Annotated in this window: 19 protein-coding genes; 4 read left to right on the forward strand and 15 right to left on the reverse strand. The window is 38.3% G+C overall.

Annotation, left to right across the window (positions count from 1 at the left end; genetic code table 11):
- Positions 1–2: 2 nt before the first annotated feature.
- Positions 3–7,103: a starch-binding protein gene (locus CWS31_RS02005; RefSeq protein WP_170252738.1), complete on the reverse strand. Its 7,101-nt coding sequence runs from the start codon at positions 7,101–7,103 to the stop codon at positions 3–5.
- Between the two features lie 797 nt (positions 7,104–7,900).
- Between CWS31_RS02005 and CWS31_RS02010 the strand changes: the two genes are divergently transcribed.
- From CWS31_RS02010 to CWS31_RS02020, 3 genes are all read left to right on the forward strand, one after another.
- The gene (locus CWS31_RS02010) at positions 7,901–8,563 is read left to right on the forward strand and encodes a fused MFS/spermidine synthase (RefSeq protein WP_101343431.1); all 663 of its coding nucleotides are present in this window, start codon (positions 7,901–7,903) and stop codon (positions 8,561–8,563) included.
- Between the two features lie 115 nt (positions 8,564–8,678).
- Positions 8,679–9,539 (forward strand): spermidine synthase, encoded by an 861-nt coding sequence (locus tag CWS31_RS02015; RefSeq protein ID WP_101343737.1) that lies wholly within the window; start codon positions 8,679–8,681, stop codon positions 9,537–9,539.
- A 169-nt stretch (positions 9,540–9,708) separates the two neighbouring features.
- Positions 9,709–11,244: a methyl-accepting chemotaxis protein gene (locus CWS31_RS02020; RefSeq protein WP_101343432.1), complete on the forward strand. Its 1,536-nt coding sequence runs from the start codon at positions 9,709–9,711 to the stop codon at positions 11,242–11,244.
- A gap of 92 nt (positions 11,245–11,336) precedes the next feature.
- On the opposite strand, the gene CWS31_RS02025 is transcribed toward CWS31_RS02020, so the two are convergent.
- The 14 genes from CWS31_RS02025 to CWS31_RS02090 all read right to left on the reverse strand — a co-directional run bounded on the left by CWS31_RS02025 (position 11,337) and on the right by CWS31_RS02090 (position 20,869).
- Complete coding sequence (locus CWS31_RS02025; RefSeq protein ID WP_101343433.1) at positions 11,337–11,957, reverse strand: DUF938 domain-containing protein; 621 nt, start codon at positions 11,955–11,957, stop codon at positions 11,337–11,339.
- Between the two features lie 52 nt (positions 11,958–12,009).
- Positions 12,010–13,131 (reverse strand): GNAT family N-acetyltransferase, encoded by a 1,122-nt coding sequence (locus CWS31_RS02030; protein ID WP_246143278.1) that lies wholly within the window; start codon positions 13,129–13,131, stop codon positions 12,010–12,012.
- A gap of 813 nt (positions 13,132–13,944) precedes the next feature.
- Positions 13,945–14,196 (reverse strand): 30S ribosomal protein S17, encoded by a 252-nt coding sequence (gene rpsQ / locus CWS31_RS02035; protein ID WP_101343435.1) that lies wholly within the window; start codon positions 14,194–14,196, stop codon positions 13,945–13,947.
- On the reverse strand, positions 14,196–14,387 hold the full coding sequence (gene rpmC, locus CWS31_RS02040) for a 50S ribosomal protein L29 (protein WP_011041714.1): 192 nt from the start codon (positions 14,385–14,387) through the stop codon (positions 14,196–14,198). Before rpmC ends, rpsQ begins: the two co-directional genes overlap by 1 nt.
- The gene (gene rplP, locus CWS31_RS02045) at positions 14,387–14,800 is read right to left on the reverse strand and encodes a 50S ribosomal protein L16 (RefSeq protein WP_101343436.1); all 414 of its coding nucleotides are present in this window, start codon (positions 14,798–14,800) and stop codon (positions 14,387–14,389) included. Before rplP ends, rpmC begins: the two co-directional genes overlap by 1 nt.
- Positions 14,801–14,811: 11 nt before the next feature.
- Positions 14,812–15,507: a 30S ribosomal protein S3 gene (rpsC, locus tag CWS31_RS02050; protein WP_101343437.1), complete on the reverse strand. Its 696-nt coding sequence runs from the start codon at positions 15,505–15,507 to the stop codon at positions 14,812–14,814.
- 12 nt (positions 15,508–15,519) lie between these two features.
- Positions 15,520–15,852, reverse strand: coding sequence for a 50S ribosomal protein L22 (gene rplV / locus CWS31_RS02055; protein ID WP_011041717.1), 333 nt, complete (start codon positions 15,850–15,852; stop codon positions 15,520–15,522).
- Positions 15,853–15,863: 11 nt separating this feature from the next.
- Entirely contained in the window at positions 15,864–16,139 is a 276-nt protein-coding gene (gene rpsS / locus CWS31_RS02060) for a 30S ribosomal protein S19 (protein ID WP_101343438.1), read from the reverse strand.
- Between the two features lie 94 nt (positions 16,140–16,233).
- Positions 16,234–17,058 carry a 50S ribosomal protein L2 gene (gene rplB, locus CWS31_RS02065; protein ID WP_101343439.1) on the reverse strand — a complete coding sequence of 275 codons (825 nt, stop codon included), beginning with the start codon at positions 17,056–17,058 and terminating at the stop codon, positions 16,234–16,236.
- A gap of 12 nt (positions 17,059–17,070) precedes the next feature.
- Positions 17,071–17,373, reverse strand: coding sequence for a 50S ribosomal protein L23 (rplW, locus tag CWS31_RS02070; RefSeq protein WP_101343440.1), 303 nt, complete (start codon positions 17,371–17,373; stop codon positions 17,071–17,073).
- Positions 17,370–17,975, reverse strand: coding sequence for a 50S ribosomal protein L4 (rplD, locus tag CWS31_RS02075; protein WP_101343441.1), 606 nt, complete (start codon positions 17,973–17,975; stop codon positions 17,370–17,372). The genes rplW and rplD overlap by 4 nt, the downstream gene beginning before the upstream one ends.
- Positions 17,976–17,992: 17 nt before the next feature.
- Entirely contained in the window at positions 17,993–18,631 is a 639-nt protein-coding gene (gene rplC / locus CWS31_RS02080; RefSeq protein ID WP_101343442.1) for a 50S ribosomal protein L3, read from the reverse strand.
- Between the two features lie 13 nt (positions 18,632–18,644).
- On the reverse strand, positions 18,645–18,956 hold the full coding sequence (rpsJ, locus tag CWS31_RS02085; protein ID WP_070375080.1) for a 30S ribosomal protein S10: 312 nt from the start codon (positions 18,954–18,956) through the stop codon (positions 18,645–18,647).
- A 443-nt stretch (positions 18,957–19,399) separates the two neighbouring features.
- Positions 19,400–20,869 carry a carbon starvation CstA family protein gene (locus CWS31_RS02090; RefSeq protein ID WP_101343443.1) on the reverse strand — a complete coding sequence of 490 codons (1,470 nt, stop codon included), beginning with the start codon at positions 20,867–20,869 and terminating at the stop codon, positions 19,400–19,402.
- Positions 20,870–21,505: 636 nt separating this feature from the next.
- Between CWS31_RS02090 and fusA the strand changes: the two genes are divergently transcribed.
- Complete coding sequence (gene fusA, locus CWS31_RS02095; protein ID WP_101343444.1) at positions 21,506–23,608, forward strand: elongation factor G; 2,103 nt, start codon at positions 21,506–21,508, stop codon at positions 23,606–23,608.
- Positions 23,609–23,610: the final 2 nt, after the last annotated feature.

A 23,610-nucleotide genomic window follows, 5' to 3' on the forward strand; every position in this document is an offset into this window, starting at 1 on the left:
CACTATTTACGCAAGGTATAGTTTTTGGTTTGGGTAAACTGGATCATCAGATCAAGCATGCTTGTATTTGTGCCACCTTTAAATATTTGACCAAATACCTGAACAGTACAGTTATCGTCATTTGTCTCACGTTGACCCCGCATATAGCGATACCATTGGCGAGCATAACAAGCTTTACCATGTGCGCTGTCTGCTACAAGTTGTGCTAATTCATCTAAACCTTGATATGGAACTACCGGATCGCTAGCTGATAAAAAGGTTTCAGCCGAATATAAACTACCAATATAGCCAGCCGAATTAATGACCTTCACTTGGCCGTCATCTGTAGTTTCAGAGGTGGTAAATAAGCCAACCTCATTGTAGTTTTCAAGGCCAAAACCTATACCATCAATATATTGGTGGCATGATTCACAACCGTCTTGTAAATGGGCATTTTCAAAACGTTGGCGAACTGTTAAGGTTGGATCTTCTTGTGGTTTTAATATTGCGCCAATAGGTGGTGGCGGGAAGTCTTGACACATAAGATTACGGCGTACAAATAACCCACGTTTAACTGGATGAGTTTTTTCTGAGGCCGACTGTAAGGTTAAAATACCAGCATGACCTAATATTCCACGACGTTCACCGTTACCATTCTCCTCACTGTAGCTAACTTTTTGCCAGTTACTACCACCCGGCCACTCTAAACCATAATGCGTAGCAAGTTGTTGAGTCATAAAGCTATAATCGGCGGTTAATAAATCATTGTATTGACCTCCTTCAAATACAGTTCGGCGAACAAATTCTATAGTTTCTTGTTTCATGTCAGCTTTTAAACTTTCGCTAAGTCCAGGTGTTTTAATCTCTTTATCAAGATCTAACCAACCTGAAATAAAGCGTTCAAAAGCACTTTTAGCTTTAGGATCTTGCAGCATATTACTAACTGTTGATGCAATTTGTGCTGGCATACTTAATTCTCCAGCGTCAGCTTTGGCCATTAAATTAGCATCTGGGGTAGTTGCCCAGTAGGTATAAGACAACATGGTTGCTACTTCGTAATCAGTTAATTCATAATAACCAGAGCCATTTGCTTCTCCAACTTCTGAGCGGTAGAGCATAGCCGGTGCTGATAAAATCGCTGACAACACACCTATATCACCATGTTCTGTATATACTGCGTTTAAGTCGGTTACTTCAGCTTGGGTTAGTGGTCGGCGGAATGCTCGCTTACCAAAACTATTAATAAAACAGTTTATGTCGCTACAACCTGAGGTTAAGTCATAAATATTATTAACCATGTTCGCAGCAGCTTCAGCAGCAACAACGTAGCCTTTTGCGTAATCATTAGTGAATAAGGCATTCGCATTAGTTTTAAAACCGTTGACGGGAATATCTGCAGGAATACGACCTGAGGTTACATCAACAGTGTTAGCCAAGCCTAAGAGGTCGCGTATTGTGTTGTTGTACTCTAAGGTTGATAACAAACGGTAGCTTCGATCTTGTGGGATCAAATCATTTAAGTCGGTTGCATTACACATGTTTGATGGGGCAGAGTAAGCTCCAGCTAAAATCATATCAGCTGTTGACGAGGCACAATCTCCAGTACAAGCTGCGGCATTACCAATAGGCATGTTGTTTTCGATGTAATTAGTTAACTGACTTAAACTGTAGTTATTGGCAACGTTAAGTAACGATGTGCCGCTGTCGCCTTCAGTCCCATGACAGCCGGTACAGCCTTTATCAACAAAGAAAGTTCGCCCTTGAATATACGGATCATTCACTGAGTCAAAAACAGCCAGTAAGGTATATGAAAAAGCATCCCCGATTACTAACTGTGTATTTGCTTGGCTTGGGTCAACGAGGTAAGCCATGCCTGAGCCTTCCCAGCCAGAAAACTCTAAACCAGTGCCAGCAGAGTCTGCATTGATATCAACAACCGTGCCGCGAGTAAAAAGCTTGCCTGATAAGTTATTACTGCCATTTAAATAAACTGAACCATTACCTACTTGAACTTGGCCACCTGTTTCTACACCATTGCCAATAGGCGATGCAGTTAACCAGCCATTGTCGTACCAGCTTGGATTTGTAAGATTAACGGTTAGGTTTTCAGTTTGATTGGCTTCATTATTACTAAAGATGATATTCACATTACCATCACTGTTTGCCCAAGTAGCCGGTAAGCTAAAGCGTAACCATGTTCCACCAAATTCAGTGGCTATTTCGGTTAAGTCAGTACCTGGCCAAGCCGCTGAACGCTCAGTTTCTGTGCCATTTTCATTAGTCCATATATAAACAGTAGGCGTGTCCCAATTACTTGGCACATTAAAGTAAGCATATTGTCCTTCTCCTGTATTTGTAACGCTCAGGTTGGCTGTTTGTCCCTGGTAATTAATTGTTATGGTCGCAGTACCAGCAGTATTGCCCGCGGTAAGTAAGCCACTTGAATTAACGTTAATAATCGATGTATCACTTGAAGTCCAACTTGCGCCTAAGGTAATGCCTTGAGTTACATCACCGCTATGAGCTAGAGCAACTAATTGCGTTGTTTCTCTTGCAATAAGATTAGGTAGTTCTGCACTGATCAGCTCAATACTATCAATAGGACCACTTTCTTGTGTTGTTGCATTAGCGGTAACAGCAGCGCTATTTGCGTTAATACCTGTCGCAATGAGTTGGTAGTAGTAAGCGGTGCTAACATCTAAGCCAGTATCTATAAAGGTATCGCTGTTTTCATTGAGTGTTATTAAAGGCGTAAATGGGCCTGAACTATTTGCGGAACGTTGCAATTCATAGCTTTGCTCATCAATAGCAATATCATTCCAAGTTAAGGTAATAGAGTTGGCACTGGTTGCTGTTGCACTAAAACCAGTCGGTTGAGCTGGCGCACCGACAACGGTTACATCGATACTACCAACTTGACCGTTGTGACTAGCCCAAACAGTGGTAATGCCAGTGTTACCTGCAATAGTGTTTACGGTTGCGCTAGTGCCTATTGGGTCAATAACGCTAGTATCACTTGATACCCATTCAACACCGCTGCTAGGTATGGTTTCAAAACCATTATCATATAAACCAAAGGTAGATAAAGTCACTGGGCTGTTAGGAACAATAGTGGTTTCTTTAACTGTTACCATCATGCCCGTTTGTGTTGCACTTTGTCCGTCAATCCAAGCAGCAATTAATTCATCAGCTAGTGGGTTGGTTAATACACTGCCTTTAGGCATACGATTGGCATCATCCGTTTGATAGATATGAATAAGACTTGCGGCATGATCAAATGGCAACATGCGATAAACCCCAGAACGTTGAATATTCATAATATCCATTTGGTTAACTGGTGTGTCGTAGTTTAAATCCATTAAGCTACCATCATGACAATGCGCACAGTTAGTTGATAAATAAGCGCGGGCTCGGTTATCAATATTTGCATTTGTGTCTTCAGGGTCTGGGTAGGCCGTTAAGCTATTAGCGCCTGCGATAGTGTTATTGAATAAACCAAGTTGATTAAATAAATCAATTTGGTTACTGACCACACCTTGGTAATCTAGATCACGGTTTAGCTGTGGGGTAGTTACACCTAATGGTTCTTTACTACCGGTACCTAAATGACATGAAGTACATTCTGCTCCTGAGCGTACTTGACGATTAATGTTGGTCACAGCGCCATTGTAATATTGCGCAACAGTTTCGTTAAATGATTCCGTTACTAAATCAGCGTCGGTTCCTTGAGCATTCCAACGGTAGTTAGCTGATGCCCAATTCCCTGAAGCTTGTTTAAATAATACCGAGGTTTCGAATGGAGTCGTATTACTTGCGCTGATAGGTAAAGACAAGTGCTTAACTAACACACTACCTACGGGTAAGTTCCATAGTTCGTCTTCGTTAAATTCGATATTGCTTTCATTAGGAATGGCAACAAAATGACGTGCTTTTAAGCCATCAAACCAACCGTCAGAGTTAACATCGTATTCGATAACACCATGAACAGGCGTTTGCGTACTTAAATCAGCAAAAATACCTGTACTTGATAGTTTGGCTGGAATAACTGCAGCTTGAGCTTGGCTGTCAATCATCCGATAAAGAATAGATAAGCCGCCATATTCGACGCCGTGCGAAGTAACAAACACTTCTTCACCACTCATATCGGTACCAAATGATGAAATGTTACTTGGAAATGCATCACTCACTAATTGGTCAGTATTACCCTCAACAGCAGACCAAATCTTTTTACTAACATAATCGCCGTAAATAAAGTGCCCTGTTAGTGCAGGCAATGTTGTGCCGCGATAAACGAAGCCACCGATAATAGATACCGAGCCGGTATCATGCGTATAACCACCTACAGGGGCAATTAAATCACCACTACAGTTACGAGTATTGTTTGGATCGCCACCATCATTACCTCGATGAGTATTACCTTCACATATTGGCCAGCCATAGTTTCCGCCTGGCTGAATAATATTAACTTCTTCGAAACCTGCTTGACCTACTTCGGTTTGCCATAACGTATAGGGAGCTTGATGATCAAAACTAAAACGCCACGGGTTACGATGTCCATATGACCAAATTTCATCACGTACTCCCTCATCATTTACAAAAGGGTTGTCAGCTGGAATATCGTAATATTTACCGTCAACATTAATTGTTTCTCGCATAATTAAACGGATAATACTGCCTAGTAAACTTGTTGTTTCTTGTGCGCTATTATTGGTTCTTGGATCAGGTTGCGTTGGTGTTATTGCCGTATCTCCGTATGCACCATCACCAATACTCATGTAAAATTCACCTGTTACAGGGTGAAATTGCATCATGCTGCCTTTATGATCTGGGCCTGGTTGAGGGATACGCAAAACTTCAACGCGTGATTCAGCTACTGTCGGGTTAGCAGCATCATTTAAAGTGATGCGCTCTAATACGCCATCACCGAAAACGCCGTTGTCACTTTCGTTGTCGTTATCGCCTTCAATGTAGTAAATGTACGCGAAACGATTGGTGGAAAAATCAGGGTGAAAAGCAATAGAAAGTAAACCTTGCTCATGATAATCACGTACTTCGTCGCTGATATCTAATAAGGTATTAACTTGTGCTTGTGTAACGTTTGGATCGTTAGGGAAAACGAAAACTTTACCCGATTTATCAACGATATAAATTAAATCGTTTAATCCGTCATTGGTAACCATCACTGGTGAAATAAAGCTTCCATCTAATGCTGGAAATGCTGATTCGTATTCATAACTACTTGATGAAACACTACCTAACAGTGGAAAATTAAGTGGTGCAGCAAGCTGTTGGCGCTCAGGTATACCTTGTGTTGCATTGACAACAGTTAAAGTGAACTCATCTTCGCTACCATCAGCAAGTGTTAAGGTTACAACAAAGGTACCAACGGTTGATAATGTTGGTGTAACGACACTAGTGCCAGTTAATTCGCCTGACCAAGCAGGGCTTTGCCAAGTGGCATTTTCAGTAGATGTAGCAGAGGCTACTGCGGTTAAGGCTATTTTGGTATTGATGTTAACTGTACGATCACCACCTGCATTAGCATTACTCACTGTTGTTTGCGGAATACCACAAGCGGTTACTGTCATCCACACGCCATTGTTGTAACACAGTTGCTCACCTGAAAAGTTTAAATCAGCTGTTTGATTGGCGCCATTATTGGTAAAAATAACATTTCCGCTTACAACGTTTTCATCAATTTCAACAAACCATGCATTTAGGCCGCCAAAGTCGGTAAGACCTTCGCCAGGCCATTGACTATCAGGCACAGTATTTTCAGGCGTAGTATTTTCAGATAGTATATCCCAAAGGTAAGCTGTAGGAGTATTCCAGCCATTATCATTAATATAATAAACCGCTTTGCCTGTTGGGTATTTATACGTAGGCGCTTCTATTACCGTAACGGTTACAGTATCTTGTGCAGGTTCATTGTCGTTATCAGTAACTGTTAAAGTGACAACATAAGTACCAACCGTATTATAAACTTGGCTGGCGGTTACACCTGTTAAACCATTACTCCAGCTATAGCTAGTAATGCTGCCATCGACATCGGCTGATGCGTTACCATTAAAGTTAGCTGTTTGCCCTACAGAAATAGTGAAGTCGTTGCCAGCATTGGCTGTTGGCGCAATGTTAGTTGCTTGTTCAATAGTAAATCCACAAGCGGTTAAGCTAGTCCATGCATTATTTTTATAGCACGAATTTGGCGGAGTAACGACTAGGTCATTAGTTTGACCATTACCATTGTTATTAAAAATAATATTTGCAGAGGTAAATTCAGTGGTAAGTTCAGCAGCAGGATCATAACAATAGTAATTGCTCTGTTGACCCGTCATTTGCTCCATTATCTGCCCCGGCCAATCGTAATTTTCGATGGCGCCTACAGGGTTAGAATTCCACAGGTAAAGTGTTGGTGTTTGGTAATTAGCTGTATTGTCGTAACAAAGGGTGGTTGCGGTAACCGTTGCAGCATTTGCGTTGGTAACATTGACTGTAATGGTATCGGTGTTGGTTGCACCTTGGTCGTCAGTTACAGTTAAAGTGACAACATAACTACCCGCAGTGTTGTACACCATAGATGGACTTACGCCCGTTAATTGGTTGCTCCAACTAAAGCTAGATATTTGACCATCAGGATCGGATGAGCCACTGCCATCAAAAGTGACGGTTTGACCTTCAACGATATTTATATCAGTGCCTGCATTGGCAATAGGTTTTATGTTATCTGCAATCAAGCCACATTCGGTAAGTGATTTCCATTGGTTGTTTTGCCAACAGTTATTAGGACTTGCCATGAACAAGTTTGCTGTTTGTTGATTACCGGTATCACTAAAGATAACGTTAATACTATTGAGCTCAACAGCGGGATCATAACAATAAAAACCGCTTTCGCTGATCATGTTGAAACCGGGCCAATTTGTATTTTCAACTGCTCCCGTTGGTGCCGAACCCCACATGTGGAGAGTAGGAGTGTTATAGCTGTTAGGGTTATCAAAACAAATTGCCGTTGGATTAACTGCTGCCAAAATCGGTTGAGAAAATATAGCCACCGATATTATTGCTGGGGACAACAGAAAATACACTCGGGAGCTATCAAAACTCCTACTGAGGTTACTTGTGTGCATGCTCATCACCTTAAATTATTTTTATTGTTTTTTTATGAATCAAGTGATTTTTGCCGCTTAGGTGGCGATTGATTAATCACTCATTCAGTAGAACTATTGTGTTATTTTTCGATTTGACGATAGCACAAGATAAATTTTTACAGAAATAAGTCAGCGTGAATTGCAACATTAAATTAACATTTTTATGATCGGTATTTTATAAAAAAATGCTGTCAAAAAGTGCTTTCTTTGAATAAAAGATATCAAGGTATTTAAGTTAGTTATTAAGGTGTAAATTTATAAAAATAATATTTAGTCTTTTTAAATCAATATATTGTTTTATTTCCTATTGATTTAATTAAGCAGGGATAATTTTGTTTATGTTGATTAAATTAAGCTGAATTATCTGGTCAGATGAGAATGAGGTAGTGGTATAAGCAGTTGTTGAGTTTATTAGCTGAGTAAATCCACATTAAGCTATTGATAAAATGGTTCTTTTTTATTGTTTTTTGAGCTGTTTAAATACTGTACATACGTATTCATAAAATTAAATAATATTTTGCTAATAAAACTGTGATTTATGCAGTTAAAAACAATCAGGTTATAATTTTGTTAATCAATTTTTTAGTAAATTTGTTAATGTTTTTGACTTTTTTTTCTCCAATTATAGGTACTTTATCACGGTTAATTACCTCTCTATTTTTAATCATCATAAAGATGATAACTTACTCAATAAATTTGAGCATTGGTGACTATCAAAGGTTATAAAAATAATTTACAGTGTTTGTACAAATTTATAAAAAATAATGATCTAAACTATGCAAGCATCAGATAAATCAATTAATTACAGAAATATTTTTATTTACTTTTTAGCCTTCACCAGTGGCTTCTCTATCATGTGTGTTGAGCTATTAGCTGGTAGGATACTCGCGCCATTTTTCGGTAGTAGTGTGCATATCTGGGGCAGTATTATTACGGTATTTATGCTCAGTTTATCTATTGGCTACTTGTTAGGCGGTAAATTATCAACGCGTTCAGCATCCTTGACTCGTTATGGTGCTATTTTTATATTCGCAGGAATTACTTTATTACCAATTGTCACATCAAGCACTTGGATAATGGAAACTATTTTTGTTGCTATTGAAGACTCTCGTTATGGCTCTTTATTAGCTTCAACAATCCTGTTTTTCATTCCTACTATTATCCTAGGTATGCTATCGCCTTATTCAGTCAGATTATTAGTGAAAGACTCAAATGAAAGTGGACAAGTTGCAGGTAAACTTTACTTTGTTTCTACCCTCGGTAGCGCTTTAGGTACTATCATCACCTCGTTCTACTTTGTAATGTGGTTTGATATTAATACTATTGTTGTTAGTGTTTGTTTAGTACTTGGGCTCTTAGGTGTTATTGCTATTATTCTTGCTAAAGTTAATTCAAGTTTCTCTACTTTAAATACAACGCGAGATATAAGTCATGCATAGTATTATTAATAAGATATATACAAGTTTCAGTTTTAACCTTGGATCGCTAGCGGAAGTATTAGCTAATAGTTTGTTAATTAAAACATTAATTAAAATATTAATTATTAGCACACTGATGACTGCTACCAGCCAAGCGGAAGTTATTCACAGTGAGCGATCTTTATATACTAATATTTTAGTGGAAGATGATGGTGATTTACGCTGTTTAAAATTTAATGTAAAAACTAGCAAAACACGACAAAGTTGTTTTTTAAAAAGCCAACCCAAACAGCTAGTGTTTAATTACACTAAATTATTGTTAACCGGTTTATTGGTAAATCCTGAGCCGAAACGTATTTTAATCATAGGTTTAGGTGGTGGCACTATGTCAAACACCCTACATGATTTATTACCAACTAGTTTAATTGATAACGTAGAAATAGATGAAAGTGTAATTAAAGTTGCTAGACAGTACTTTGATTTTTTAGAAAATGATCAGATAAAAACCTATAGTCAAGATGGCCGAGTTTTTGTCAAAAGAGCTTTATTAAAGAAACAAGAATACGATTGGATTATTTTAGATGCATTTAATGGTGACTATATTCCTGAGCACTTAATGACCCAAGAATTTTTGTTAGAAATTAAAAGTTTATTATCTGAGAATGGAATTTTAACTGCTAACACTTTCTCTTCAAGTCAGCTATACAAGTATGAATCAGCAACTTATAAAGCTGTGTTTGGTGATTTTTATCAAGTGAGTAATCAAACCAATAATAATCGAATTATATTGGCACTTAAAAGCGGCTTAACGTCATCTACAGGATTACAAACCGAAAAAAATGATCAACTTGCTGCAGCGCTTTTAGCTTTAGGTGTTGATGTAAATATGCTCTATCGTAATATGAGATCAACGGCTACTCAGCAAGATTGGTCTGATGATATTACGATATTAACGGACCAGTTTGCGCCAGCAAATTTATTAAATCTTGATAATTAAGTATGGGAAGTAAAGTGGTTAATTAAGCGTAACTATATGCTCAATAAATGAAAAATGCTCGATAAATGAAAATAGCGTATTAACAACTTGATAGTTAGCATACTGTCAAACTACTATAATAAGTACATTAAGTGCTGGCTTAACGAATGATTTATATAAGAGGTAAGGAATGTCTAATCAAAATGTATCAATTGTAGATAAAGAAGTTACGTTTAATCAGGGCGAAGAGCTTGTTACCACCACTGATTTACGAGGTGTGATTACATATGTAAATGATACTTTTTGTAAAGTTTCAGGTTATGCACGAGAAGAAATTATTGGTCAACATCATAATATGGTGCGTCATCCAGATATGCCAAAAGCTGCCTTTAAAGATTTATGGGAGAAAAATAAAGCAGGACAAAATTGGCGTGGGGCGGTTAAAAACCGCTGTAAAGATGGTAGGTATTATTGGGTTGATGCCTTTGTAAGCCCTATTTTTGAGCAAGGAAAAATGTCAGGTTATCAATCTGTGCGCGTAAACCTTGCTCCTAAAGCTAAAGAAATGGCAATTTCGGCATACCAAAAATTAAATGAAGATAAGAAAATAGAAGGTTGGTATTCATCACTTAATAATCGACATATTTTATTTGCGTTATTTAGCATTGCCACATTAATGGCTGTAATGAATTTGTCTAGCTGGTTAATGTTTTTATTACCATTTATTCCCTTTATTCTATATTTCGATGAATTAATCACTACTCCAGCTTACTTTGAGCAGTTAAAATCAGACTATGATAGTGCCTCAAGGTGGATATTTTCAGGGACAAAACCACACAGTATTGCAGACTTTCATATTAAAGTTCAACAAGGCAAAGTAAGAACTATTTTAGGAAGAGTGGTTGATAGCGCTAATATTATGGAAGCAAGTGTTACTCATTTAAATAATGCTGCAGGTAATGCTAAAGCTGGTGTTGAAAAGCAGAGTAATGAACTTCACCAAGTATCTACGGCCGTTGAAGAGATGGTAGCTACTATTTCGGAGGTATCGCAAAATACCATTAATACATCTGATAAAGTACATCAAGCTCATGGTGATTGTGAAAAAGCCAATCAGGCAATGACAAAAACTATGCAGCAGGTTTCATCGTTAGCTGATGATGTGGCTGAGTCATCACGATCAGCCAATGAGTTAGCAGAAGAGGCTGAAAAAATTGGTACTATTATGCAAGAGATTCAAGGTATTGCTGACCAAACTAATTTGTTAGCACTAAATGCTGCAATAGAAGCTGCTCGTGCCGGAGAGCAAGGCAGAGGGTTTTCTGTAGTAGCTGATGAGGTTAGAGCTTTATCTAGCCGTACACATGGTGCAACTGAACAAATTCATAAATCCATTAATGAAATTCAAAGTACACTTCGTCATTGGTCTAAAACAATGGAAGAGGGTAAAAAGTCAGCGGAGAACTGTGTTGCTGATACACAAAGTACTCAAGATGTGGTGACGGAACTTTATAATGCTATTTCTGATATAGCGGACTTAACCATGCAAATATCTACAGCAGCAGAAGAGCAAAGCGTAGTGTCATCTGAAATTAGTCAAAACATTGTCAATATTAGTGACGCATCAAATGACAATCTTAACCAGGCTGCAACAGTTGAGTCTGAAGCGAATGCTATTAAAGTACGTACCACAAACTTGAAATCATTAGGTTTGTCGTTTAACTAACCGCTGAAGTGAGTATATTCAATCTATTAACTATCAAAGCCCTTATATTTTATGTTAAGGGCTTTGTTTTATAACTACTTTCTAACTGTTTTTTAACAACGCTTTATGAATTCTAATAAACGATTATTGGCAGGCATAGTATGATCTTTTATTAGCTCCAGATCTGCTGATGTTGCTAATTTTAAGATATCTTCGATATTGCGAATACCACTATTAATATCTCTACTTTTCAGCCAGAGATCAAAATTAGCGTTACTCTCACTTGTGAATTTACCTTGATAATTGAACGGACCGTAAATACAGACATGACTGTTAACTGATAGGTTTTTACTGATACCTTCAAAAAACTTAACTACCAATGGCCAGCTTATTATATGCAGTGTATTTGCCGTAAATAAGCCATCAATAGTTTGCTCTGCGCTGAGTTGTTGCCAAGTATTGTTTGCGCTGGAACCAGCTAAATCTATCTCTATTGGTCTACGCGCATTACTCTCTTTTAATTCATCTAACCATAAGTTGATACTAGGATGATTGATTATTAAATCACTAGTTTGCCAAGTTAAATGAGGTAACTGCTGGCTAAAATAAGCAGCATGTTGACCAGTACCTGAGCCAATTTCTAATACGTGTCTGGTGTTAGCAAACGTTTTGTTTAATACGGATAAAATTGGCTGCTTGTTATTTTCACAGGCTTGGGAAAAAGGCTTATTCATTATGTTCTCTTATCTACTCTGCAAAGGTTAGTTATAAATTATACGTCTAAAGTCATTGTTTGAAAGGTAACAGTTTTTGACATTGTTGTTGATACATTAGCATACTCCTTTGCTCTTCTAGGCAAAAGTTTTTAACCGCTTCTCTAAAGGGGGTATGTTTAATCCAGTGATAAGAATAGGTTAAAACAGGCTCGAAGCCACGTTGAATTTTATGTTCACCTTGAGTGCCGGGATTGAATCTTTGTAACTTGTTTTTAATGCAAAACTCGATGCCTTGATAATAACAAAGTTCAAAATGGAGATTGTTATACTGCTCGGTGCAACCCCAATATCGACCATATAACTGTTTATCATCGTAAAAAAAGAGAGAGCAAGCGACATCTTCGTATGAATTATTGGCAATAATTAATAAAATATTATTACCGTTAGTTTCGTGGTTATTAAAAACTAATTGAGAGAAAAACTGATAATTTAAATGAGGTTGATGTCCGCGTCTTAAATACGTTATTTGATAGGTTAAGTAAAAGAATTTTAGATCTTGCTCTGTTATTTCATCAGACATTAATCGACGAACTGTTAACCCTTGTTGAGCGATAGACAAGCGCTCTTTGCGGGTGTTTTTACGCTTACGAGATGTAAAATTATCAAGAAAATGATCGAAATTTTCATAGTTTCGATTAAACCAATGAAATTGAACGGTATTACGCTCATAAACATCTTTAGGTAGTTTTGTTTCTATTTGGTGACAATACAGTAAATGCCAGCTGTTAATATTTTCTTCTTGGCAATGCTCTATTAAAGGTGAAAACATTTTATCAAGCTGTAATTCTGTCGATAATAGTTTATTACTGGTAACTGGCGTAAAAGGAACGGTAGCCACTAACTTTGGGTAGTAATCTACCTTGTGACGCTTAAAAGCTTCCGCCCAGTCCCAATCAAATACATACTCACCCCATGAATGACTTTTTAGATACATAGGCATAACAGCGGTAACTTTGTTTGTTGTAGTAGCTACTAAGTGGTGAGCTTGCCAACCTTGTTTAGCACTCGCTGATTGACTGTTTTCAAGAGCTTCAAAATAATCATATTGCAGAAACGGGCAAGGAGAGGTATTGACTTGTTGCCAATCAAGTTTGTTTATTTGGTTAATGTTATCAATAAAACTAATGTTCAAATTTAGCTCGGCAAGTGATGAAAGTATACTTATGCTTATTTTGCCTATAAAAGTGATGTAATACCAATAAGCTTTTGTTAATGGTTATACCAAGTTGATTATGTTATTTCCCACTCAGCGATTTGACCAGGTCATAATTTCCACTTATCTTTTAGACATTATGCCAATTTCGAACTGCGCTATTAGATAAAATCGCAGGCATAAAAAAAGACCTTAACAAATAAATGCTAAAGTCTTTTTACTAACTATTTAAGTTTAAAAAGTATTAAAAATACTAATTAAGCTTTAGTAATTACGTCAACTAATTTCCACTTACCTTTTATGAGCAGACTTAGAAATTATGCCAATTTCGATCTGTGTCGATAGATAAAATGGTAGACAAAAAAAGACCTTAACAAATAAATGCTAAGGTCTTTTTACTAACTATTTAAGTTTAAAAAGTATTAAAAATACTAATTAAGCTTTAGTAATTACGTCAACTAATTTCCACTTACCTTTTATGAGCAGACTTAGAAATTATGCCAATTTCGATCTGTGTCGATAGATAAAATGGTAGACAAAAAAAGACCTTAACAAATAAATGCTAAGGTCTTTTTACTAACTATTTAAGTTTAAAATGTATTAAAAATACTAATTAAGCTTTAGTAATTACGTCAACTAATTTCCACTTATCTTTTATGAGCAGACTTAGAAATTATGCCAATTTCGTTCTGTGTCGATAGATAAAATCGTAGACAAAAAAAAGCCCTTAACAATTACTTGTTAAGGGCTTTTTACTAACTATTTAAGTTTAAAAAGTATTAAAAATACTAATTAAGCTTTAGTAATTACGTCAACTAATTTCCAGTTCTTAGACTTAGAAATTGGCGCAACTTCAGTAATAGTTACTAAGTCACCTTCGTTACATACGTTAGTTTCATCATGTGCTTTCAACTTAGTTGAACGCGTCATAAATTTACCGTATATAGGGTGCTTAACACGACGCTCAATCAAAACAACGATAGACTTATCCATTTTGTTACTGACAACAACGCCTTGTAGTGTGCGGATTTTGGCTTCGCTCATTACTTACCTGCCTTTTCAGTGATGATAGTCTTAACACGTGCGATATTGCGACGTACGATTCTTAGCAAATGAGTTTGTGCTAATTGACCAGTACTTGCTTGCATGCGGTAATTAAACTGCTCACGAAGAAGTTCTAGTAATTCAGCATTTAGCTCTTCGATGCTTTTAGCTTTAAGTTCACTAACTTTCATTACAATGCCGTCCTAGTTACGAAGGTAGTTTTGAATGGAAGTTTAGCAGCAGCTAAAGCAAAAGCTTCACGTGCGATTTCTTCCGAAACACCTTCCATTTCATAAAGAACGCGACCAGGAAGAATTTGGCAAACCCAATATTCTACTGAACCCTTACCTTTACCCATACGAACCTCAAGAGGTTTTTTAGTAACTGGCTTATCAGGGAATACGCGTATCCAGATTTTACCTTGGCGTTTCACATGACGAGTCATGGCACGACGAGCGGCTTCAATTTGGCGTGCAGTCATACGACCGCGCTCAACCGATTTCAAACCGAAAGTACCGAAGCTAACTGAACTACCAACCTGGGCTAGGCCACGGTTACGTAATTTAAATTGCTTACGGAATTTAGTACGTTTTGGTTGTAACATTACTTATTCCTCTACTTCGCTTTACGGCTGTTCTTTCTTTTAGGCTTAGCAGCTGGTTGCTCTGCTTGCAATGGCATGTTGCCAATGATTTCGCCTTTAAAGATCCAAACTTTGATACCAATAACACCATAAGTTGTGTCACCACGCGCAATTGCGTAATCAATATCAGCACGTAATGTATGTAAAGGTACACGACCTTCACGATACCATTCTGCACGTGCGATATCAGCGCCGCCTAAACGACCACTAACTTGTACTTTGATGCCTTTCGCGCCTAAACGCATAGCGTTTTGAACTGCACGCTTCATAGCGCGACGGAACATAACACGACGTTCTAATTGACTAGCAATGCTGTCTGCAACAAGCTGCGCATCCATTTCTGGCTTACGTACTTCAGCGATGTTGATCTGAGCAGGAACACCAGCAATTTTAGAAACTGCTAAACGTAATTTCTCTACATCTTCGCCTTTCTTACCGATAACAACACCTGGACGAGCCGTGTGAATTGTTACGCGGATAGATTTAGCTGGACGTTCGATTACCACTTTTGAAAGTGATGCACGCTTAAGCTTTTCTTTTAAAAATTCGCGAACCTTATGGTCGCCGTCTAAGTTGCTAGCAAAATCTTTGCTGCTTGCAAACCAAGTAGACGCGAAAGGTTTCGTGATACCTAAGCGAATACCGGTAGGATTAACTTTTTGACCCATACTAATATACTCCTAAGAATCAGACACAATCACAGTGATGTGACTAGTGCGCTTGATGATGCGATCGGCTCGGCCTTTCGCACGTGGCATAATACGTTTCATTGTTGGACCATCGTCAATCAAAATTGTTTTAACGAATAATTCATCAATATCTGCACCTTCGTTATGCTCGGCATTCGCGATTGCAGAGTTAAGTACTTTTTTAACTAATTCAGCAGCTTTTTTGTTGCTGAAAGTTAAAATTTCAAGTGCTTTCTCTACATTAACGCCACGGATTTGATCCGCAACTAAACGCGCTTTTTGAGCAGAACCGCGGGCAAATTTATGTATAGCTATAGCTTGCATTTAATTTCCCCTTACTTCTTGGCTTTCTTATCAGCGACATGACCGCGATAAGTACGAGTTGGTGCAAATTCTCCTAATTTGTGACCGATCATTTCTTCGGTAACAAATACAGGAACGTGTTGACGGCCATTATGGACAGCGATGGTCAAACCGATCATTGTAGGAATGATCATTGAACGACGGGACCAAGTTTTAATTGGCTTTTTATTCCCGCTTTCCACCGCAGTCTCTACCTTCGTCAACAAGTGTAGGTCAATAAATGGACCTTTCTTGAGGGAACGTGGCATGGTGAATCCTTATATATATAATTCTTCTTGTGAGCTTAGTTTAATAAAAGATTTACTAAGCTCAGCAATCAGAATATTAGTTAAATGTACTAAATTACTTAGTACGACGACGTACGATAAATTTATCAGTACGCTTGTTCGAACGAGTCTTGTAACCCTTAGTAGGTACGCCCCATGGAGATACAGGATGACGACCACCAGATGTTCTACCTTCACCACCACCGTGTGGATGGTCAACTGGGTTCATGGCAACACCACGAACAGTTGGGCGAACACCGCGCCAGCGCGAAGCACCAGCTTTACCAAGAGAGCGAAGCATATGTTCTGAGTTACCGATTTCGCCTAAAGTAGCACGACAATCAGACTCAATTTTACGCATTTCGCCAGAGCGAAGACGTACAGTCACATAAGCACCATCTTTCGCAACTAATTGTGCGTAAGTACCAGCAGCACGTGCAATTTGTGCACCTTTACCTGGTTTAAGTTCGATAGCATGAATCACACTACCTAATGGTACGTTACGTAACGGCATAGCGTTACCCGCTTTAATAGGAGCATCAACACCAGACTGGATAGAATCACCAGCTGTTAAGCCTTTAGGGGCTAAGATGTAACGACGCTCACCATCTGCGTATAATACTAACGCAATGTTAGCACTACGGTTTGGATCATATTCTAAACGCTCAACTTTGGCTGGAATGCCATCTTTAAGACGTTTGAAATCAACGATACGATAATGATGCTTATGACCACCACCAATGTGACGAACCGTAATGCGACCATTATTGTTACGACCACCAGACTTAGACTTAGTGTCTAATAATGGTGCATAAGGCTTACCCTTATGAAGCTCGTTGTTTACCACTTTAACTAGGTGACGACGACCCGGAGAAGTAGGTTTACATTTTACTATAGCCATTTTATCTGCTCCTTATGATTCCGCGCCAACGAAGTCGATGTCACTGCCTTCAGCAAGAGAAACGTAAGCTTTTTTCCAGTCGTTACGACGACCAGTACGAGCTCCAGTACGTTTTACTTTACCCTTTACATTAAGCGTGTTTACACCTTCAACGGTAACTTCAAAAAGTTTTTCAACTGCAGCTTTAATTTCAGCTTTAGTTGCATCTGTAGCTACTTTGAAAACAACAGTGTTGCTTGCTTCTGCGGCTGTAGTTGCTTTTTCAGAAATATTTGGTGCTAAAAGCACTTTTAACAAACGTTCTTCGTTTATCATGCTAAAATCCCCTCAATTTCTTTTACTGCGTCAGCAGTGATTAAAACTTTTTCGAAACCAACTAAACTTACAGGGTCGATTGCTGCAACGTCACGAACGTCAACTTTGTATAAGTTGCGTGCTGATAAGAATAAGTTCTCGTCAACTTCTTTCGTTACAATTAATACGTCTTTAAGTTCTAAGCCTTTTAACTTAGCAACTAATTCTTTAGTTTTTGGTGTTTCTACCGAAAAATCGTTAACTACTACTAAACGTTCTTGACGAACTAATTCAGATAGGATGCTAGCAATAGCACCACGATACATTTTACGGTTAACTTTTTGGCTGTGATCTTGTGGCTTAGCAGCGAATGTTACGCCACCAGTACGCCAGATTGGACCACGAGTAGTACCAGCACGTGCACGGCCAGTACCTTTTTGGCGCCATGGTTTTGCACCACCGCCGCTAACTTCAGAGCGAGTTTTTTGAGCACGAGTACCTTGACGAGCACCAGCTGCGTAAGCAACTACTACTTGGTGTACTAACGCTTCGTTAAACTCACGTCCAAAAGTTGCTTCAGATACTTCAAGAGCACCTGTTGCGTCTTTTAATGATAATTCCATCAGAAAATCTCCTGGACTTAAGCTTTAACAGCTGGTTTGATGATTACGTTACCGTTGATAGCACCCGGAACTGCGCCTTTAACAAGCAACAAGTTACGTTCTGCGTCAACGCGAACCAATTCAAGGTTTTGTGTAGTAACGCGCACAGCACCCATGTGACCAGACATCTTTTTGCCTTTGAATACACGACCAGGAGTTTGACACTGACCTAACGAACCGTTAGATCTATGTGATAACGAGTTACCATGTGTCGCATCTTGCATGCTAAAGTTCCAGCGTTTAATACCGCCTTGGAAACCTTTACCTTTAGATGTACCTGTTACGTCTACTAATTTAGTTTCATTGAATAGCTCAACAGTGATTTCACTGCCGGCTTCGATGTCACTACCTTCGTTTGCGTTTAAACGGAATTCCCACAAGCCGCGGCCTGCTTCGATACCTGCTTTTGCGAAATGTCCAGCAGCTGGTTTAGTTACACGGCTAGCTTTACGCTTACCAGTTGTAACTTGTAGTGCTGAATATCCATCATTGTTTACTGTTTTAACTTGAGCAACACGGTTGGCTTCAACTTCAATAACAGTAACAGGAGTAGAAACGCCATCTTCTGTGAAGACACGAGTCATACCCACTTTACGTCCAACTAGACCTATAGTCATGTTAAAACTCCCCTTAGCCCAAGCTGATTTGAACATCAACACCAGCTGCAAGATCTAAACGCATTAATGCGTCTACAGTCTTTTCAGTTGGCTCAACGATATCAATCATGCGTTTGTGAGTACGAATTTCGTACTGATCACGTGCATCTTTGTTAACGTGTGGAGAAGTCAAGATAGTGAAACGTTCTTTACGTGTAGGAAGTGGAATTGGACCACGAACCTGAGCACCAGTACGTTTTGCAGTATCAACGATTTCTGCTGTAGATTGATCAATCAAACGATGATCGAACGCTTTCAAACGAATGCGAATTCTTTGATTTGACATGAAGACAAATCCCCTTTTTAAAGAACAAAAAAATACATCCCTCTGCTTCCTATATGTTGGAAGGGGGTGTATTACTAATAAACATTCAACTCAAAATTAGAGTTGCTGTGAAATAAAGAAATAATCTTTATTTGTACTAAATTATATTTACAGTTAAAACATTTAAAGTCGAAACGTAGAATATATTTTGGTAAGTCACACTCAATTTGGCTGAATGCGAGCGCGTATTATACAAGGTAAACTTATTCATGCAAGTTGTTTTTAGCTTTTATTACAAAGTTATTGGTTGATTAATGGGCGAAGTCTGTTGGTATTAAGAGCGAAAGTGGTTGGCGGGTATATACTCGCGGCAAACTAAATTAGGGGAGGAAGCTAATGCCCATATGTTAGGTTTTAATATGGGCATTAAAAGTGATACTAAATTAATATCAGTTAATGTGAGGTTAACTGTTAACGGATTTAGGCCGTTTGCTATTGATCACTATCAATACTATAAGCAATATTACAGCAGATACCACACCAATCGGTTTACTATAAGTTTCAGCTAAATTAAAACCTATACCAGCGGTCATAATATAAGAAATGGTAACACTGGTGCCTATAATAGCAGGAATACTAACAATCCAATGAAATGTGCCACGGTCATATAAGTACTTAGTTGCTAACCAAAGAACACTGGTTGAAAGTAACATATTTGAGAAAGCGAAATAACGCCAAATTAACGAGAAATCAATCTTGGTCATAAAGTAAGCAATAACTAAAATAGGTACAGCTAATAAAATTCTATTACGCATGCTTTGTGGAATGTTGAATGCGTCAACTATAGTTAAGCGTAACGATCTAAAAGCAGTATCTCCAGAAGTAATAGGGAATATTGCCACAGCGATGATAGCCATAATACCACCAAATACACCAAGGTAACTGGTAGCGATATGGTTAACAACCAGTCCTGGACCACCTTCCGATAACATAGCTTTAAGACCAACATAGCCTTCAGGAAATGCTGCAATACCGGCAAGTGCCCAAACACAACCAACCACGCCTTCAGAAATCATCGCGCCATAATAAACTGGGCGAACATATTTTTCGTTGGTTAAACAGCGGGCCATAATAGGCGCTTGAGTTGAGTGGAAACCACTAATTGCACCACAGGTTATGGTAATAAATAATAACGGCCAAACAGGTGCGCCATCTGGGTTGGGCTCTAAAAAGTCATGGTTAAAATGGTCATGGCTAAAGTAAGCTAAAAAATCGCCCATAACAGGCAAGTGTGGGGCATTTAATAATAGTGCAATGGCTATTGAACTTGTCATTACTATCATTAACAGTCCAAATAATGGATAAAGCTTGGTAATAATTTTATCGATAGGTAATAAAGTGGCTAAAAAGTAATAACCTAAAATAACAAATACCCAAAAGGTATTACCCTCAAGAAAGGTACCTTCAAAATAGCTTAAATTACCAAGCAAGCCCGCCGGGCTCATAATAAATACAACACCAACAAAAAATAGTAACATGGCGGTAAATATAAGCATGATCCCTTTGTAAACCACATTAAAATGTTTTCCGGCAATTTCAGGCAGACTCTTACCATCTTCTTTAATACTCATCACACCAGAGAAGTAATCGTGAACAGCGCCACCTAAAATATTACCTAATACAATCCATACTAAAGCGACAGGACCATAAATAGCACCAAGGATAGGGCCAAAAATAGGACCCACGCCGGCAATATTTAAAAATTGAATAAGAAAAGCTTTTACGGGATGAATGGCGACATAGTCAACACCTTCATCAAAGCGCACCTGAGGCGTTTTAACGGTGTGATCTATCCCAGCTTGTTTCTCGACAAAAGGGCTATAAAATTTATAACCTAGTATAAGCAGTGCTATACATATAAAAAAGATAATCATAATAAGTGGGGTTCCATTCTGGTTAAGTACGACTTAAATGCAGTAGCATATTCTCAGTGCGTTAGTAAGTATGTATTAATGTAGGTAAAATGCCAATTGCTTTAAACGTTTAGCTCAATATACCGTGATGATATTATTTCTGCCAATATATTGGTTTGCAATTTGTATCAATCATTTTATTAGCCGTTTTAGTATTTATACATTTATACATGTACATATATAAGTAGAGCTATTAAGTTATAAGTATCAAAAGTAGCTAGATATTTAATTGGTCTGTATCTAAATTATTAGCTATCAGATCAATTGCCTGTACAAAGAGGTTAACTAAAGTAAGCTCTTTGTTAAATCCCACCTTAGTCGTAAATGCTTATCCTATATAAATAAGTCATCTCTTAAATCAGTACGCAGCAAGCAAATTGATAACATATAAACGCTATTATTTATATTTCCCTCACAAATAGAACGCTTCAAATGTAGTCATTCAATAATTTTATTTATCAATTATCTATGGATTCTCTTTTGTTAATGATATACTCGCGCGCAAATTTTCAACAATTCTGTTTTACTTCTTGGCTTGTTTTATCATAAGCAAGGAAGAGTAAACGGAATAGACTTTAAACTAAGTAGAGTATTCGAATGGCAGATTTATCTAAATACAGAAACATTGGTATCTTTGCTCACGTTGATGCGGGTAAAACCACAACAACTGAGCGTATCCTTAAATTAACCGGTAAAATCCATAAAACTGGTGAAGTACATGACGGTGAGTCTACGACTGACTTCATGGAACAAGAAGCCGAGCGCGGTATTACTATCCAGTCTGCTGCTGTTACTTGTGAATGGAAAGAACACCGTTTTAACGTAATTGACACTCCTGGTCACGTTGATTTCACAGTAGAAGTTTACCGTTCATTAAAAGTACTTGATGGTGGTATTGGTGTATTCTGTGGTTCTGGTGGTGTTGAACCGCAATCAGAAACTAACTGGCGTTATGCTAACGACTCTAAAGTAGCTCGTTTAATCATGGTTAACAAATTAGACCGTTTAGGTGCTAACTTTTACCGTGTAACTGAGCAAGTAAAAAAAGTATTAGGTGCTCACCCACTTATCATGACTTTACCAATTGGTGAAGAAGATGACTTCGTAGGTGTTGTTGATGTACTTACTCAAAAAGCTTACATTTGGGATGACACAGGTCTTCCTGAAAACTACACAATTGAAGATATTCCAGCTGACATGGTTGATGATGCTGCTTTATATCGCGAGCAATTGATCGAAACTGCGTTAGAAGCAGATGAAGATTTGTTAATGGAATATTTAGAAGGTGAATTAACGCCGACTGAAGCGCAAATAAAAGCGTGTATCCGTAAAGGTACAAATGACTTGTTATTCTTCCCAACATACTGTGGTTCAGCATTTAAAAACAAAGGCATGCAATTATTGCTTGATGCTGTTGTTGATTACTTACCTTCTCCAACAGAAGTTAAGCCTCAGCCGTTAACAGATGAAGAAGGTAACCCAACGGGCAAATTTGCAATCGTTGATACTAATGCTACATTCAAAGCGTTAGCGTTTAAAATTATGGATGACCGTTTTGGTGCTCTTACCTTTATCCGTATCTATTCAGGTACGTTGAAGAAAGGTGATACCATTCTTAACTCATTCACAGGTAAAACTGAGCGTGTTGGCCGTATGGTTGAAATGCAAGCCGATGATCGTACTGAGCTTTCTTCAGCGCAAGCTGGTGACATTCTAGCAATCGTTGGTATGAAGAACGTGCAAACAGGTCACACGTTATGTGATCCTAAAGATCCATGTACTTTAGAAGCAATGGTTTTCCCTGCACCAGTAATCTCAATCTCTGTAACGCCTAAAGACAAAGGTGGTTCTGAGAAAATGGGTATCGCTATCGGTAAAATGGTTGCAGAAGATCCTACGTTTATGGTTGAAACTGATATTGATTCAGGCGAAACAATTTTACGTGGTATGGGTGAGCTTCACTTAGATATCAAAGTAGATATTCTTAAGCGTACCTACGGTGTTGATTTAGAAGTAGGCAAACCACAGGTTGCTTACCGTGAAACAATCACAGCACCGATTGAAGATTCTTATACGCATAAGAAACAATCTGGTGGTTCTGGTCAGTTCGGTAAAATTGATTACCGTATCAAGCCTGGCGAACCTGGTTCTGGTTTTGTTTTCAACTCAGTTGTTGTTGGTGGTAACGTACCTAAAGAATTCTTCCCTGCCATTGAAAAAGGCTTTAAAGGAATGATGGAAACTGGTGTTCTTGCTGGCTTCCCAGTATTAGACGTTGAAGTTGAATTATACGATGGTGGCTTCCATGCTGTCGATTCATCAGCTGTTGCTTTTGAACTTGCTGCACGTGGCGCTTTCCGTCAATCAATTCCAAAAGCTGGTGCTCAGTTAATCGAACCAATCATGGCTGTTGACGTATTTACTCCTGATGATCACGTTGGTGATGTTATTGGTGATTTAAACCGTCGTCGTGGTATGATCAAAGACCAAGAAGCAGGTGTTTCTGGTGTTCGTATTAAAGCAGACGTTCCTCTTTCAGAAATGTTCGGTTACATCGGAACATTACGTACAATGACATCAGGTCGTGGTCAATTCTCTATGGAATTCTCTCACTACATGCCATGTCCTAACAACGTAGCTGAAGAAGTTATTGCTGAAGTTAAAGCCGCTAAAGCCGCTAAAGACGCAGCTAGAAAATAATT

Source organism: Colwellia echini (assembly GCF_002843355.2).
GTDB classification, from domain to species: domain Bacteria; phylum Pseudomonadota; class Gammaproteobacteria; order Enterobacterales; family Alteromonadaceae; genus Colwellia; species Colwellia echini.

Bases quoted from the DNA above. Each gene is read 5' to 3' on its own strand.
- rplC (WP_101343442.1), bottom strand. From the start codon at position 18,631: ATGACTATAGGTCTAGTTGGACGTAAAGTGGGTATGACTCGTGTCTTC.
- CWS31_RS02020 (WP_101343432.1), top strand. From the start codon at position 9,709: ATGTCTAATCAAAATGTATCAATTGTAGATAAAGAAGTTACGTTTAAT.
- rpmC (WP_011041714.1), bottom strand. From the start codon at position 14,387: ATGAAAGTTAGTGAACTTAAAGCTAAAAGCATCGAAGAGCTAAATGCT.
- rpsQ (WP_101343435.1), bottom strand. From the start codon at position 14,196: ATGAGCGAAGCCAAAATCCGCACACTACAAGGCGTTGTTGTCAGTAAC.
- rpsS (WP_101343438.1), bottom strand. From the start codon at position 16,139: ATGCCACGTTCCCTCAAGAAAGGTCCATTTATTGACCTACACTTGTTG.
- CWS31_RS02090 (WP_101343443.1), bottom strand. From the start codon at position 20,869: ATGATTATCTTTTTTATATGTATAGCACTGCTTATACTAGGTTATAAA.
- rpsJ (WP_070375080.1), bottom strand. From the start codon at position 18,956: ATGTCAAATCAAAGAATTCGCATTCGTTTGAAAGCGTTCGATCATCGT.
- rplW (WP_101343440.1), bottom strand. From the start codon at position 17,373: ATGATAAACGAAGAACGTTTGTTAAAAGTGCTTTTAGCACCAAATATT.
- rplD (WP_101343441.1), bottom strand. From the start codon at position 17,975: ATGGAATTATCATTAAAAGACGCAACAGGTGCTCTTGAAGTATCTGAA.
- CWS31_RS02010 (WP_101343431.1), top strand. From the start codon at position 7,901: ATGCAAGCATCAGATAAATCAATTAATTACAGAAATATTTTTATTTAC.
- rplP (WP_101343436.1), bottom strand. From the start codon at position 14,800: ATGTTACAACCAAAACGTACTAAATTCCGTAAGCAATTTAAATTACGT.
- fusA (WP_101343444.1), top strand. From the start codon at position 21,506: ATGGCAGATTTATCTAAATACAGAAACATTGGTATCTTTGCTCACGTT.
- rplB (WP_101343439.1), bottom strand. From the start codon at position 17,058: ATGGCTATAGTAAAATGTAAACCTACTTCTCCGGGTCGTCGTCACCTA.
- CWS31_RS02015 (WP_101343737.1), top strand. From the start codon at position 8,679: ATGACTGCTACCAGCCAAGCGGAAGTTATTCACAGTGAGCGATCTTTA.
- rplV (WP_011041717.1), bottom strand. From the start codon at position 15,852: ATGCAAGCTATAGCTATACATAAATTTGCCCGCGGTTCTGCTCAAAAA.
- rpsC (WP_101343437.1), bottom strand. From the start codon at position 15,507: ATGGGTCAAAAAGTTAATCCTACCGGTATTCGCTTAGGTATCACGAAA.
- CWS31_RS02025 (WP_101343433.1), bottom strand. From the start codon at position 11,957: ATGAATAAGCCTTTTTCCCAAGCCTGTGAAAATAACAAGCAGCCAATT.
- CWS31_RS02005 (WP_170252738.1), bottom strand. From the start codon at position 7,103: ATGCACACAAGTAACCTCAGTAGGAGTTTTGATAGCTCCCGAGTGTAT.